This window comes from Paraburkholderia atlantica (assembly GCF_000092885.1).
Classification (GTDB): domain Bacteria; phylum Pseudomonadota; class Gammaproteobacteria; order Burkholderiales; family Burkholderiaceae; genus Paraburkholderia; species Paraburkholderia atlantica.
Genome location: NC_014117.1, coordinates 2,990,394 through 3,003,933, shown reverse-complemented (window position 1 = coordinate 3,003,933; position 13,540 = coordinate 2,990,394). Strand labels below are relative to the sequence as shown.

The following is a 13,540-nucleotide window of genomic DNA, read 5'->3' as shown; positions in this document are numbered from 1 at the left end:
GCAAAGGCTGGAACGGCTTTTTTTCGTCACGCACAAGCAACGGCGCCTGAATCGGGTCCGCCGCGTGAAATGCCTCAATGAATCTGCGACGTCTGCGTGCGCTTGTAACGAATGTTCTCGACGATGCGTTGCGCGCTGCCGGTCGGAATCTTGTTCGCGCACATATAGTCCTGATACAGCGCGGCCTGGTACGCGTTCAGCGCGCCGTTTTCGATGCGCGAAAACTGGTTCGCGACCGTCGTGTCCCAACCGTCGTGATCGGCGTTCAGGCCCGCGTATTGGCGCCATTCATACGTGTCGCAGCGGATGCCCTCGTAATTGACGTTGCGCGCGCCGCCCGGGCTCGTGACGACCACCGTGTAACGCACGACACCGTCGTCGCCGACGCTGACCGATTTCGGGTCGATCGCGAACTGGAGCGGCGTATTGCCGGAGACCTCGAACGGCAGAAGGTTCGCGTCAGTGGGCAGCGGCGGCAACGTGTCGACCTTGTTTTCAACCCAGTTGCTTTTGCGATCCAGCAGATAGACGAACGCGCTGTCGTCTTTGTTGGTCGGTTTGCCGGCGCTCGAACAGCCTGCCAGCAGGGCGCCGGTGGCGACGCACGCCACGGCGAGTGCAAATGCTTTCAATATGATGCCCTCGAAAGACGGACGCGGCTCGAAAGCCGCGCCAGAGAGAGGCGGCGCGAGCCGCCGCCTTTGAATGGTCAATCGCGCACGCCTCGTCGGACTATCGGGGCGACGGCCTCGTCGGCTTCGGCCGTTTCGCGCTCATGCTCCGGGGCGATGTTCGCATCCGGTGAGCCGGGACCGCAATCCGGCACGACCAGCACGCGCGTCGAAGTCTCGACGCTGACCGAACTTACGGTTGTGACGGTGGTGACCACCGTGCTTACCGTGGAATCCGGCGGGCTTTGCATCGACGACGCTATCCGCGGATAGCGCGACCCATGATGCCCGCCAGGTTTTTCCGCACGCGGCGCAGGCCGGCGCATGAAACGGGACAGCTCCGTCAGCGCCAACTGATACACATCCCGCTTGAACTCGATCACACAGTCGAGCGGTACCCAATACTCGTTCCAACGCCACGCATCGAACTCAGGGTGGTCGGTGGCGCGCAAACAGATGTCGCAGTCGCGTCCTACCATCCGGAGCAAAAACCAGATTTGTTTCTGGCCGCGGTAATGACCGCGTACTTCGCGCTTGATGAACTTGTCAGGCACCTCATAACGCAACCAGTCGCGCGTGCGACCGATCACCTTGACGTGCTCAGGAAGCAGTCCGGTCTCTTCGTGTAACTCCCGATACATCGCTTGCACGGGGGTCTCGCCATATTTGATGCCCCCTTGCGGAAACTGCCAGGAATGTTCACGGAGCCGTTTGCCCCAAAACACCTCGTTGTGCGCGTTCAAGAGGATGATGCCGACGTTCGGGCGAAAGCCTTCACGATCCAGCATACAACCACCTTCGAATCCTTTAAAATTGCTTTGATTATAAACAGATAACGGACCCTACGCACCGAATCGCATGAGATTGCCGCGATTCGCCGCAACAGCCGTGTTTGCGGTAGCCTGTCGGTTTTCCGTGCCCGATCCCTTGCGAGAGGCTTTGCGCGGCGGTTTCGGCGCCGCACGGGGACAGGGTGCCGCCAGTCGGGTGAAGCCCGCTGGCTTCGCCGCTGATCTGTGTCGATTTTCCCCATGTTTTCACCTTTTCTGGCGGTCCCACCGGAAGCCGCCGCTTTTGGACACCTTGAATGAAAGCTTCCCGTTTCTTTATCGGCACCCTCAAAGAAGCGCCCGCCGACGCCGAAATCATCAGCCACAAGCTCATGGTGCGCGCGGGCATGATCCGCCGCGTCGCGGGCGGTATCTATAACTACCTGCCGGTCGGCCTGCGTTCGATCCGCAAGGTGGAAGCGATCGTGCGCGAGGAAATGAACCGGGCTGGCGCCATCGAGCTGTTGATGCCGGCCGTGCAGCCGGCCGAACTGTGGCAGGAATCGGGCCGCTGGGAGAAGTACGGTCCCGAGCTGCTGCGTTTCAAGGACCGCCGCCAGGGCGACTTCGTGCTGGGTCCGACGCACGAGGAAGTCGTCACCGACATCGCGCGCAACCAGATCAAGAGCTATCGCCAGCTGCCCGTTAACTTCTATCAGATCCAGACGAAGTTCCGCGATGAGATCCGTCCGCGTTTCGGCGTGATGCGCGGCCGCGAGTTCATCATGAAAGACGCGTACTCGTTCGACAAGGACGCGGAGGGTCTGCGCGAGTCGTATCGCAAGATGTACGACGCGTACGTGCGCATCTTCACGCGCCTCGGCCTCGAGTTCCGCGCGGTGGCGGCGGACAACGGCTCGATCGGCGGCAGCGGCTCGCATGAGTTCCACGTGATCGCCGACACCGGCGAAGACGCAATTGCCTATTGCCCGAGTTCCGATTTCGCCGCGAACGTCGAGGCCGCCGACGCGTTGCCGCTGATCGCGCAACGCGCCGCGCCCGCCGAGGACATGAAGAAGACCGCGACGCCCGGCAAGGCGAAGTGCGAGGCGGTCGCCGAACTGCTGAACATTCCGCTCGAGCGCACGATCAAGTCGGTCATTCTCGCCACCGAAAACGAAGGCGCCGAGCCGACCATCTGGCTGCTGATGCTGCGCGGCGACCACGACCTCAACGAGATCAAGGTCGGCAAGCTGCCCGGTCTCGCCGACTTCCGCATGGCGACCGAAGCCGAGATCATCGAAACGTTCGGCACGCCGCCGGGCTATCTCGGCCCGATCAACACGAAGAAGCCGGTCAAGGTAATCGCGGACAGCACGGTCGCGAACATGAGCGATTTCGTGGTCGGCTCGAACGAGGTCGACTATCACACCACCGGCGTGAACTGGGGCCGCGACCTGCCGGAGCCGGTCGTCGCCGACATCCGCAACGTGAAGAAGGGCGATCCGTCGCCGGACGGCAAGGGCGTGCTCGACATCTGCCGCGGCATCGAAGTGGGCCACGTGTTCCAGCTCGGCACCAAGTATTCCGAAGCGATGAACGCGACCTGCCTCGACGAAACTGGCAAGCCGCAGCCGATGGAAATGGGCTGTTACGGCATCGGCGTCACGCGCATTCTCGGCGCCGCGATCGAACAGAATTTCGACGACAAGGGCATCATCTGGCCGGAGTCGATCGCACCGTTCGAAGTCGTGCTGTGCCCGATGGGCTATGACCGCAGCGACGCGGTGCGTGAGCAGGCCGACAAGCTGTACGCGGAACTGGCCGCGGCCGGCATCGACGTGATCCTCGACGATCGCGGCGAGCGTCCGGGCGTGATGTTCGCCGACTGGGAGTTGATCGGCGTGCCGCATCGGCTGGTGATCGGCGATCGCGGGCTGAAGGACGGCAAGATCGAGTATCAGGGCCGTCGCGACGCCGAAGCGACGCTGCTGCCGGTCGCGGACGCCGCGCAGACCGTGATCGACAAAGTGCGCGCGGCGCTCGCGAACTAAGCGGGGCGGGCAGTGGAGTACACCTTCCTGTCCGCGACGGTGCTGCTGATCCTGATCACCGATCCGCTCGGCAACATCCCGATCTTCATTAGCTGTCTGCGCGGGGTGTCGCCGGAGCGCCGCACGGTCGTGATCCTGCGCGAGGTCGCGATCGCGTTTGCGATCCTGCTGGTGTTCATGGTGCTCGGGCAGAGCTTTCTGCGCATGATGAGCCTGAGTGACCAGTCGCTGCGGATCGGCGGCGGCATCGTGCTGTTTCTGATCGCGCTGCGCATGGTGTTTCCGCATCCGGACGGTCCATTCGGCGGCGACGCGCGCGGCGGCGAGCCGCTGATCGTGCCGCTCGCGATTCCGGCACTGGCGGGTCCGTCGGCGTTGGCGACGGTCATGCTGCTGACCTCGCAGGCGCCGGGCCAGACATTCGAGTGGGTCGGCGCGCTGACCGTCACGATGATCATCTGCGCGATCGTACTGATGCTCGCCGAGCGCATTCAGGCGTGGCTCGGTGAACGGGTGATGGCGGCGTTCGAGCGGCTGATGGGGCTCGTGCTCGTCGCGATTTCAGTCGAGATGATGCTCGGCGGGATCCGCTCTTTCGTGCACAAGCTTTGAACCGGAAACCGGTGCGCGAGCGGCCAGCGTCGCAGCCATAAAAAAAGCAGCCAGGCAGGCTGCTTTTTTTTCACCGGTACGCGGATGCGCCGCTCACGCCCCCTCGGTCAACGCCCGAATGGTCGGCAGGTTGCGCCAGTAACCCTTCGCATCCATCCCGCAGCCGAACACGTACCGGTCCGGCACTTCGAAGCCGCAGTAATCGGGACGCAGCGGCTTCGCCTTCGGAATGATCTTCTCGCACAGCACCGCGGACAGGAAGCGCTTCGCACCCATCGCGAGGATGCGGTCGCGGATCGCCGCCATCGTCTCGCCTTCGTCGAGGATGTCGTCGAGCACGAGCACCACGCGATCCTTGACCGACTCGGCCGGCGCGACGCGCCATTGCATCTCGTTGCTGCCCTTCGTCGTATTGCGGTAGCGCGTCAGGTGGATGTAGTCGAACTCGAGCGGGAAATCGAGGTGCGGCAGCAGCATGCCGGTGAACACCGCGGCACCGCCCATCACCGACAGCACGAGCGGGAAGTCCTCGCTCATCTCGTCGCGGATGGCGGTCGCCATGCGGGCGATCGACGCAGTGACGTCCGAGGCCGAAACGATCTCTTCGGAATGTTGAAAAATCTGCAGGGCTTCTTCGCGGTTCATGACGTCTGACGGCCGATAACTGTATACATAGTGTGGGTGGCAACATCCCGAGGGACGTTCCCGCGAGGGACGACGCGATGCGCTACAGAATAAACCCGCACGATACCGAAGTCAGCCGCGCCGCGCATCGGCGCGAGCGCGCGCGTCCCATCAAGCTTAGCGCATGCCGGGCATCATGCCCTTCATGCCGCGCATCATCTTCTGCAGGTTACCGCCCTTGAGCTTCTTCATCATCGTGCGCATCTGTTCGTACTGGTTCAGCATGCGGTTGACTTCCTGTACCTGCACGCCCGCGCCCGCGGCGATGCGACGCTTGCGGGTCGCCTTGATCAACTCGGGTTTGGCGCGCTCGGTCGGTGTCATCGAGTTGATGATGCCTTCCATGCGGCGCATCTGCTTCTCGGCCTGGCTCATGTCGGCGCCGGCTGCGGCCTGCTGGAACTGCGCGGGTAGCTTGTCCATCAGCGACGACAAGCCGCCCATACCCTTCATTTGCGAGAGCTGCGCGCGGAAATCGTTGAGGTCGAAGTCGCCGCCTTTCTTGACCTTGTCGGCGAGCTTCTGCGCGGCTTGCACGTCGACGCCGCGCTGCGCTTCCTCGACGAGCGCGAGAATGTCGCCCATGCCGAGAATCCGGCTCGCCATGCGGTCGGGGTGGAATACTTCGAGGCCGTCGAGCTTTTCGGCGACACCCACGAACTTGACTGGCTTGCCCGTCACATGACGCACCGACAGCGCCGCGCCGCCGCGCGAATCACCGTCGAGCTTGGTCAGTACCACACCGGTGAGCGGCAGCGCGTCGCTGAACGCCTTAGCGGTGTTGACCGCGTCCTGACCGAGCATCGCGTCGACGACGAACAGCGTTTCCGCCGGCTTCAGCTCGGCATGCAGCGCGGCGATTTCGTTCATCATCGCTTCGTCGATACCGAGACGGCCGGCCGTGTCGACGAGCAGCACGTCGTGATAGTGGCGCTTGGCCCAGTCGACCGCGGCGCGCGCGATGTCGACCGGCTTCTGGTTCGGCTCCGACGGGAAGAAGTCCGCGCCGACCTGCTCGGTCACCGTTTTCAGCTGCGCGATAGCGGCGGGACGATAGACGTCGCACGAAACCGTCAGCACCTTCTTCTTGTACTTCTCGCGCAGCAGCTTCGCGAGCTTGCCGACCGTGGTCGTTTTACCGGCACCCTGCAGACCCGCCATCAGGATGATCGCGGGCGGCGTGACGGCGAGATTGAGCTCGGAGGCCTTGCCTTCGTAGTCACCGCCGATCACCGCGGTCAGCTCCCGCTGCACCACGCCGACGAGCGCCTGACCTGGCGACAGGCTGGAGATCACTTCCTCGCCGAGCGCCTTCTCCTTGACCTTCGCGATGAACTCGCGCACGACGGGCAGCGCCACGTCGGCCTCGAGCAGTGCGAGACGCACCTCGCGCAGCATTTCCTGGGTGTTCGCCTCGGTGAGCCGGGCTTCGCCGCGCAGCGTCTTGACGACGCGCGCCATCCGTTGAGTCAGATTGTCGAGCATGGGGAGCGATGAACGGTGGGGCCCGCGCAGCGCGCGAAGCGGAAGGCGTCGCGGGGAGGGGCCCTAGTGTAAACTTCGAATATGGATATTGTACTGTATGCCCTCACCGCGCTTCTCTACGGCGGCCTCGCCGTGGCCGGCTGGCGCTCGCACCGGCACGCGGCAGTGCGTCCGCTGCTCGAGAGCGTGCCGCCGCTGCCCGATCAAGCCGCCCACGCGGGCGCTCTGGTCTCCTCCGGCATGAGCGCGCCCGGGCGCGCGCTGTTATTCGTCGCGCTGCTCGCTCACGGCGTACTGCTGCATACCACGATCTTCCCGCAGAACGCGATGGTGTTCGGCTTCGCGTTCGCGCTGTCGGCGATGTTCTGGCTCGGCGCCGGCATCTACTGGATCGAAAGCTTCTTCTTCCCGCTCGACGGACTGCGCCTGCTGGTGTTGCCGCTCGCGTGCGCCGCGTCGCTGCTGCCGCTCGCGTTCGGCGGCGTGCGCGTGCTGCCGTATGCGGCCGCGCCGATGTTCAAGCTGCACTTCCTGATCGCGAACATCGCGTACGGTCTGTTCGCGATCGCCGCGCTACACGCGGTGCTGATGCTGGCGGTCGAGCGGCGTTTGCATTCGATGCGCGGCGCTCTCGCGCAGCGACACGCGTCGGCCGGCAACGGCTGGTGGTCGAGCTGGCTCGACACGCTGCCGCCGCTGCTCACGCTCGAGAAGCTGCTGTTTCGTCTGATCGGCGCCGGCTTCGTGCTGCTCACGCTGACGCTGCTGTCGGGCATCCTGTTCAGCGAGCAGCTGCTCGACCGCGCGTTGCGGCTCGATCACAAGACCGTGTTCGCGATTCTTTCGTGGGTGATGTTCGGCGCGCTACTGACCGCGCGCAAGGTGTCCGGCTGGCGCGGCCGCGCGGCATTGCGCTGGGTGCTGGCCTCGTTCGTCGCGTTGTTGCTCGCGTACGTCGGCAGCCGTTTCGTTTTAGAGGTGCTGTTGCACCGGCCTGTAGTGTGAGTGTCCCCATGCGACAAATCGTTTTGCTGATTCTGCTGTTCATCGTCGGTCAGTGGCTCGTTAAGGCGCTGCGCCGCCACGACGCGCAACGCACCGGCGCCCGCGGCGCCGACGGTGCCGGCGCCGCGAATGGCAGCGCGCGTACTTCGAATGGACAACAGCCGCAGCTCGCCGAACCGATGATTCGCTGCGTCGAGTGCGGCGTGCACGCACCGAAAAGCGACTCGGTCAGCGTCGCGGGGCAGGCGTTCTGCTGCGCCGCGCACGCGCAGCGCCACGGCGCGCGTCCGAGCGGCCGCGACGCCCGATGAGCAACGTGTTCACCGTCGATGCCGACGGTTGGGTTCCCGCCGCACGCAAGCTCCCCTCGCCGAACTTCGAAGCGCGGCCGCAAGGCACGGTGCCGACGCTGATCGTCGTTCACAACATCAGCCTGCCGCCGAACGAGTTCGGCGGCACCGCGATTGCCGAGCTGTTCCAGAACACGCTCGACTGCGACGCTCACCCGTACTACGACTCGCATCTGCGCGGCGTACGCGTGTCCGCGCATTTCGTGATTCATCGCGACGGCGCGCTAGAGCAGTTCGTGTCCTGCAATGAGCGCGCGTGGCACGCGGGACCGTCGAATTTTTTCGGCCGCGAGCGTTGCAATGACTTCTCGATCGGCATCGAACTCGAAGGCAGCGACACTACCGCCTTCGAAGCGGCGCAATACCGCACACTCGCCGCGCTCGTGATCGCACTGAAGGCGCGTTATCCGATCGACGCGCTTGCCGGACACTCCGACATCGCACCCGGTCGCAAGACCGATCCCGGTCCACATTTCGAGTGGCCGCGGCTGCAACGCGACACGTTGCTCGACGCTCGGTATTTCCCCTATCTCAAGTTTTCCGAAACGCGGTAATCCCCCTTCGCACGATCTTGCGTGATCCGCAGAGAACGAGGCGCAGCCTGCTTCTCCGGGGAGCTTCTGCGCGTCGTGCGACGCAAAAGTCAAGACTTCGAACGCAAATAAAACGGTTTGACCTGTCTCGAATCTCCACTATACTTGGTGCCGACAACTGAGTTTCGCACTATATCTTGTGTTGTGCTGTGAATAACCATGTGCATAACCGAGTGAATAAGAGTGGATAAGTCTGCGGCGCCCCGCTCCCCGAGCACGGCGCCGCAAGCATTCCAGACAGCGAAAAAATTCCTGGGGCGCAGCCGTTGGGGGATCTCCGGCCGCATCCAGAAGCATTCAGGAAAGGACCAGCCAGTGATCGCGACCGACCCGATGAAGACCGTCATCAAATCGAACCAGGCTTCCTCGCAGTTGCATCCCGCCAACCGGCGTAGCCGGCCTTCCTGCACCTCATCGCTCGCGCACGCGACGGCGCGGCGTTCGATTTAATCCGCGGCATCCGCCGCCATTTCCAAGACCAGGAGCTTTGCAAATGCAAACCACCGACAACGTGACGACCCGGTACGAGGGCTCACCGACTGGCCAGGCGTTCGGCCAGACTCAAGGCGCACAGTCGCTCGCGCCGCAAGCGAACTACGCCGACTACAAGGTGATCCGCCGCAACGGCACCGTGGTGTCGTTCGAGCCGTCGAAGATCGCGATCGCCGTGACGAAGGCGTTCCTCGCCGTCAACGGTGGTCAGGGCGCGGCGTCGGCACGGGTGCGCGAACTGGTCGAGCAACTCACGCAGAACGTGGTGCGCTCGCTGCTGCGCAGCCGTCCGAACGGCGGCACGTTCCATATCGAAGACATTCAGGATCAGGTCGAACTCGCGCTGATGCGCGGCGGCGAGCACAACGTCGCGCGTGCTTACGTACTGTATCGCGAGAAGCGCAACCAGGCGCGCGCGCATGACGACCACGCAGATGCCGCGAGCACGCCGGGCCTGAACGTGACCGACAACGGCATCACGCGTCCGCTGGACATGGCCGCGCTGCGCGGCATCATCGAGTCCGCCTGCGCGAACCTCGGCGACGCGGTGAGCGCCGAGCCGATCGTCGCGGAAACGGTGAAGAACCTGTACGACGGCGTGCCGATGAGCCAGGTGTATGACTCGGCCATCCTCGCTGCCCGCACGATGATCGAAAAGGACCCGGCCTACAGCCAGGTCACCGCGCGCATCCTGCTGCACACGATCCGCCGCGAGATCCTCGAAGAAGAAGTCACGCAAGCCGAAATGGGCGAGCGCTATGCCGAGTACTTCCCGCAGTTCATCAAGCGCGGCGTGCAAGCCGAGCTGCTCGACGACAAGCTGCTGCAGTTCGACCTGAAGCGTCTGGGCGCCGCGCTCGACGCGAACCGCGACCTGCAGTTCGGCTACCTCGGTCTGCAGACGCTGTATGACCGCTACTTCCTGCATCACGACAACGTCCGCATTGAGATGCCGCAGGCATTCTTTATGCGTGTCGCGATGGGTCTGTCGCTGAACGAGATCGACCGCGAAGCACGCGCGATCGAGTTCTACAACGTGCTGTCGAGCTTCGACTTCATGAGCTCGACGCCGACGCTGTTCAACTCGGGCACGCGCCGCTCGCAGCTGTCGTCGTGCTACCTGACCACGGTCGACGACGACCTCGACGGCATCTACGAAGCGCTGAAGGAAAACGCGCTGCTGTCGAAGTTCGCCGGTGGTCTCGGCAACGACTGGACGCGTGTGCGCGCGCTCGGCTCGCACATCAAGGGCACCAACGGCAAGTCGCAGGGCGTGGTGCCGTTCCTGAAGGTCGTCAACGACACGGCGGTCGCGGTGAACCAGGGCGGCAAGCGCAAGGGCGCGGTGTGCGCGTACCTCGAGTCGTGGCACCTCGACATCGAAGAATTCCTCGAGCTGCGCAAGAACACCGGCGACGACCGTCGTCGCACGCACGACATGAACACCGCGAACTGGATTCCCGACCTGTTCATGAAGCGCGTGATGGAAGGCGGCGACTGGACGCTGTTCTCGCCGTCCACCTGCCCGGATCTGCACGACAAGTTCGGCGCCGAGTTCGAAACGGCTTACACAGCTTACGAAGACAAGGTCGCGCGCGGCGAGATCAAGCTGTTCAAGAAGATCCCGGCGGCGCAGCTGTGGCGCAAGATGCTCGGCATGCTGTTCGAAACCGGCCATCCGTGGATCACGTTCAAGGACCCGTGCAACGTGCGCTCGCCGCAGCAGCACGTCGGCGTCGTCCACTCGTCGAACCTGTGCACGGAAATCACGCTGAATACGAGCGACGCCGAAATCGCCGTTTGTAACCTCGGCTCGGTGAACCTCGTCGCGCACCTGAAGGAACAGGCCGACGGCACGGTGGCGCTCGACCACGACAAGCTCAAGCGCACGATCAGCGTCGCGATGCGCATGCTCGACAACGTGATCGACATCAACTACTACGCGGTCGCCAAGGCGCGCAACTCGAACCTGAAGCACCGTCCGGTCGGCCTCGGCATCATGGGCTTCCAGGACTGCCTGCACGTGCTGCGCACGCCGTACGCGTCGCCCGAAGCGGTCGAGTTCGCCGATCGCTCGATGGAAGCGGTCTGCTACTACGCGTACTACGCGTCGACCGAGCTCGCCGAAGAGCGCGGCCGCTACTCGAGCTACCGCGGCTCGCTGTGGGATCGCGGCATCCTCCCGCAAGATTCGGTGGCGCTGCTCGCCGAAGCGCGCGGCGGTTATGTCGAGGTCGATTCGAGCGAGTCGATGGACTGGCCCGCGCTGCGCTCGCGCATCGCGACCTACGGCATGCGCAACTCGAACTGCGTGGCGATCGCGCCGACCGCGACGATCTCGAACATCATCGGCGTGTCGGCGTGCATCGAGCCGACCTATCAGAACCTGTACGTGAAGTCGAACCTGTCGGGCGAGTTCACGGTGGTCAACGACTACCTGGTGCGCGACCTGAAGGCGCGCGGCCTGTGGGACGAAGTGATGGTCGCCGATCTGAAGTACTTCGACGGCACGCTGTCGCGCATCGACCGCATCCCGGCCGACCTGCGCGCGATCTACGCGACCGCGTTCGAAGTCGATCCGGTGTGGCTCGTCGAGTCGGCCTCGCGTCGTCAGAAGTGGATCGACCAGGCGCAGTCGCTGAACATCTACATGGCGGGCGCATCGGGCAAGAAGCTCGACGAGATCTACAAGCTCGCATGGCTGCGCGGTTTGAAGACCACCTACTACCTGCGCACGATGGCGGCGACGCACGTCGAGAAATCGACGGTCGCGCACGGCGCGCTGAACGCGGTGAGCTCAGGGCATGACGGCTCGGGCGGCGCAGGCGGCGCGGCAGGCGGCTTCGGTGTGGGCGGCTCGACGGGTGGTCTGGCGGGCGGCGTGAACGGCGGCTTCCAGGCAGCGGCAGCAACTGCCGCGGTCGCAGTCGAAGCAGCACCCGAAGCGGATGGTCCGGTCTGCATGATGCGTCCTGGCGATCCCGGCTTCGACGAGTGCGAGGCTTGCCAGTAACGACAGGCAAGCAGCGGGAGCGATGCTTGCTAACTGCACACGAGGGTCGTAGGTGGTGACCCGCAGGCGGCGAGCGACGCGCCCCGTTGATGAAGTAGAAGCAGGTCGATGAGCGGTGAGCAGTATCGAAGCCTCACCGCTCGTCGATGCAGAGAAGCAACCCAGTAGTTGGCAACACCAGACGATCGCTCGACATGGCATCGCACCTCAACCGCCAACGCTGACGCAACATGCTCAACGCGGCTCACCGCCGACTCTCGCGATGAGCGATTCGCGCGGCATCGATCGGTCCATCGATCAGTCGGCGGATGCCGCGAGCGCACTGCGCAATACATATAGATAGAGCAACGAAACGTCGTGTCGTAACGTTGCTCTTCGAGCTCGCGAAGGACCTCGGCAACACATGTTCAACACGCGTTCATCACGTGTCACTCGATGCGTTACTGCATGAGTCGCACGAAGCATGTCGAACAAAGTGTTGTATGAACGTAGCAACGCGAATCGAAAACAGGAATTTTCGCGAGTGAGCTCTTTTATCGCTCGTGAAAAGATGGTACAAACCGTTCTAAATTGATGGTGACATTTATGCTCAACTGGGATGACGAGATCACTGCCGTAACTCCCTCGAGCGCGACGCAACCGAACGTGTTGCGCAACGCTGCGGGGTCGGCTGTGGGTTCGCAAATCGGAACGCGTTCCGCTCCTCATGCTCCCTCCGCTCAAGAAGTCTTCGCGAACGACATCGCTGTCGCTCCCGTCGCTCATGCTGGCAACGCGGCGGCTGCTTCCGAAGCGCGCGTCAATGTCGCCGACAAGCGCATCATCAACGGCCAGACTGACGTCAATCAGCTCGTGCCGTTCAAGTACAAGTGGGCCTGGGAAAAGTATCTTGCGGGTTGTGCCAACCACTGGATGCCGCAGGAAGTGAACATGTCGCGCGACATCGCCCTGTGGAAAGACCCGAACGGGCTGACCGAAGACGAGCGCCGCATCGTCAAGCGCAACCTGGGCTTCTTCGTGACGGCCGACTCGCTCGCCGCCAACAACATCGTGCTGGGCACCTACCGCCACATCACGGCGCCCGAATGCCGCCAGTTCCTGCTGCGACAGGCGTTCGAAGAGGCGATCCACACGCACGCTTACCAGTACATCGTCGAGTCGCTCGGTCTCGACGAGGGCGAAATCTTCAACGCGTATCACGAGGTCCCGTCGATCCGCGCGAAAGACGAATTCCTGATTCCGTACATCCACGTGCTGACCGACCCGGCCTTCAAAACCGGTACGCTCGAAGCAGACCAGACGCTGCTGCGCTCGCTGATCGTGTTCGCCTGTGTGATGGAAGGCCTGTTCTTCTACGTCGGCTTTACGCAAATCCTGGCGCTCGGCCGCCAGAACAAGATGACCGGCGCGGCGGAGCAGTACCAGTACATCCTGCGCGACGAGTCGATGCACTGCAATTTCGGCATCGACCTGATCAACCAGATCAAACTCGAAAACCCGCACCTGTGGACGGCTGAGTTCCGCGCCGAAATTCGCGCGATCTTCCAGCAGGCGGTCGAGCTCGAATACCGTTACGCCGAAGATACGATGCCGCGCGGCGTGCTCGGCCTCAACGCGTCGATGTTCAAGAGCTATCTGCGCTTCATCTGCAACCGTCGTTGCCAGCAGATCGGTCTCGATCCGCTGTATCCGAACGAGGAAAACCCGTTCCCGTGGATGAGCGAGATGATCGACCTGAAGAAAGAACGCAATTTCTTCGAGACGCGAGTGATCGAATATCAGACTGGCGGTGCGCTTTCCTGGGAGTGAGC

At 63.3% G+C, this 13,540-nt stretch carries 11 protein-coding genes; 7 read left to right on the top strand and 4 right to left on the bottom strand.

All coding sequences use genetic code 11. The features are described 5' to 3' along the window. Window positions 1-74: 74 nt before the first annotated feature. Together BC1002_RS13500 and BC1002_RS13495 are read right to left on the bottom strand one after the other, a co-directional pair. Window positions 75-632, bottom strand: coding sequence for a CNP1-like family protein (locus BC1002_RS13500; protein ID WP_041734440.1), 558 nt, complete (start codon window positions 630-632; stop codon window positions 75-77). A gap of 77 nt (window positions 633-709) precedes the next feature. Then, entirely contained in the window at window positions 710-1,459 is a 750-nt protein-coding gene (locus BC1002_RS13495) for an RNA pyrophosphohydrolase (protein WP_013090586.1), read from the bottom strand. A gap of 299 nt (window positions 1,460-1,758) precedes the next feature. Here BC1002_RS13495 and BC1002_RS13490 point away from each other — a divergent pair, with 299 nt between their 5' ends. Both BC1002_RS13490 and BC1002_RS13485 read left to right on the top strand, forming a co-directional pair. Beyond that, window positions 1,759-3,495 carry a proline--tRNA ligase gene (locus BC1002_RS13490; protein WP_013090585.1) on the top strand — a complete coding sequence of 579 codons (1,737 nt, stop codon included), beginning with the start codon at window positions 1,759-1,761 and terminating at the stop codon, window positions 3,493-3,495. Between the two features lie 12 nt (window positions 3,496-3,507). Beyond that, window positions 3,508-4,107, top strand: coding sequence for a MarC family protein (locus tag BC1002_RS13485; protein ID WP_013090584.1), 600 nt, complete (start codon window positions 3,508-3,510; stop codon window positions 4,105-4,107). A gap of 93 nt (window positions 4,108-4,200) precedes the next feature. Here the strand turns inward: BC1002_RS13485 and BC1002_RS13480 are convergent, their stop codons facing one another. Together BC1002_RS13480 and ffh are read right to left on the bottom strand one after the other, a co-directional pair. Next, window positions 4,201-4,752, bottom strand: a complete 552-nt coding sequence (locus tag BC1002_RS13480) for a hypoxanthine-guanine phosphoribosyltransferase (RefSeq protein ID WP_013090583.1) — start codon at window positions 4,750-4,752, stop codon at window positions 4,201-4,203. A gap of 156 nt (window positions 4,753-4,908) precedes the next feature. Then, entirely contained in the window at window positions 4,909-6,276 is a 1,368-nt protein-coding gene (ffh, locus tag BC1002_RS13475; protein ID WP_013090582.1) for a signal recognition particle protein, read from the bottom strand. 81 nt (window positions 6,277-6,357) lie between these two features. Here ffh and BC1002_RS13470 point away from each other — a divergent pair, with 81 nt between their 5' ends. From BC1002_RS13470 to BC1002_RS13450, 5 genes are all read left to right on the top strand, one after another. Continuing rightward, complete coding sequence (locus BC1002_RS13470; protein ID WP_013090581.1) at window positions 6,358-7,281, top strand: cytochrome C assembly family protein; 924 nt, start codon at window positions 6,358-6,360, stop codon at window positions 7,279-7,281. An 8-nt stretch (window positions 7,282-7,289) separates the two neighbouring features. Next, a complete protein-coding gene (locus BC1002_RS13465) occupies window positions 7,290-7,592 on the top strand; it encodes a PP0621 family protein (protein ID WP_013090580.1) in 303 nt (100 codons plus the stop codon). After that, window positions 7,589-8,185 carry a 1,6-anhydro-N-acetylmuramyl-L-alanine amidase AmpD gene (ampD, locus tag BC1002_RS13460; RefSeq protein ID WP_013090579.1) on the top strand — a complete coding sequence of 199 codons (597 nt, stop codon included), beginning with the start codon at window positions 7,589-7,591 and terminating at the stop codon, window positions 8,183-8,185. The genes BC1002_RS13465 and ampD overlap by 4 nt, the downstream gene beginning before the upstream one ends. A 532-nt stretch (window positions 8,186-8,717) precedes the next feature. Beyond that, window positions 8,718-11,729, top strand: a complete 3,012-nt coding sequence (locus tag BC1002_RS13455) for a ribonucleoside-diphosphate reductase subunit alpha (RefSeq protein ID WP_013090578.1) — start codon at window positions 8,718-8,720, stop codon at window positions 11,727-11,729. A 585-nt stretch (window positions 11,730-12,314) separates the two neighbouring features. Continuing rightward, window positions 12,315-13,538, top strand: coding sequence for a ribonucleotide-diphosphate reductase subunit beta (locus BC1002_RS13450; RefSeq protein ID WP_018437643.1), 1,224 nt, complete (start codon window positions 12,315-12,317; stop codon window positions 13,536-13,538). Window positions 13,539-13,540: the final 2 nt, after the last annotated feature.

Bases quoted from the DNA above. Each gene is read 5' to 3' on its own strand.
- BC1002_RS13495 (WP_013090586.1), bottom strand. From the start codon at position 1,459: ATGCTGGATCGTGAAGGCTTTCGCCCGAACGTCGGCATCATCCTCTTG.
- BC1002_RS13490 (WP_013090585.1), top strand. From the start codon at position 1,759: ATGAAAGCTTCCCGTTTCTTTATCGGCACCCTCAAAGAAGCGCCCGCC.
- BC1002_RS13480 (WP_013090583.1), bottom strand. From the start codon at position 4,752: ATGAACCGCGAAGAAGCCCTGCAGATTTTTCAACATTCCGAAGAGATC.
- ffh (WP_013090582.1), bottom strand. From the start codon at position 6,276: ATGCTCGACAATCTGACTCAACGGATGGCGCGCGTCGTCAAGACGCTG.
- BC1002_RS13470 (WP_013090581.1), top strand. From the start codon at position 6,358: ATGGATATTGTACTGTATGCCCTCACCGCGCTTCTCTACGGCGGCCTC.
- BC1002_RS13465 (WP_013090580.1), top strand. From the start codon at position 7,290: ATGCGACAAATCGTTTTGCTGATTCTGCTGTTCATCGTCGGTCAGTGG.
- ampD (WP_013090579.1), top strand. From the start codon at position 7,589: ATGAGCAACGTGTTCACCGTCGATGCCGACGGTTGGGTTCCCGCCGCA.
- BC1002_RS13455 (WP_013090578.1), top strand. From the start codon at position 8,718: ATGCAAACCACCGACAACGTGACGACCCGGTACGAGGGCTCACCGACT.
- BC1002_RS13450 (WP_018437643.1), top strand. From the start codon at position 12,315: ATGCTCAACTGGGATGACGAGATCACTGCCGTAACTCCCTCGAGCGCG.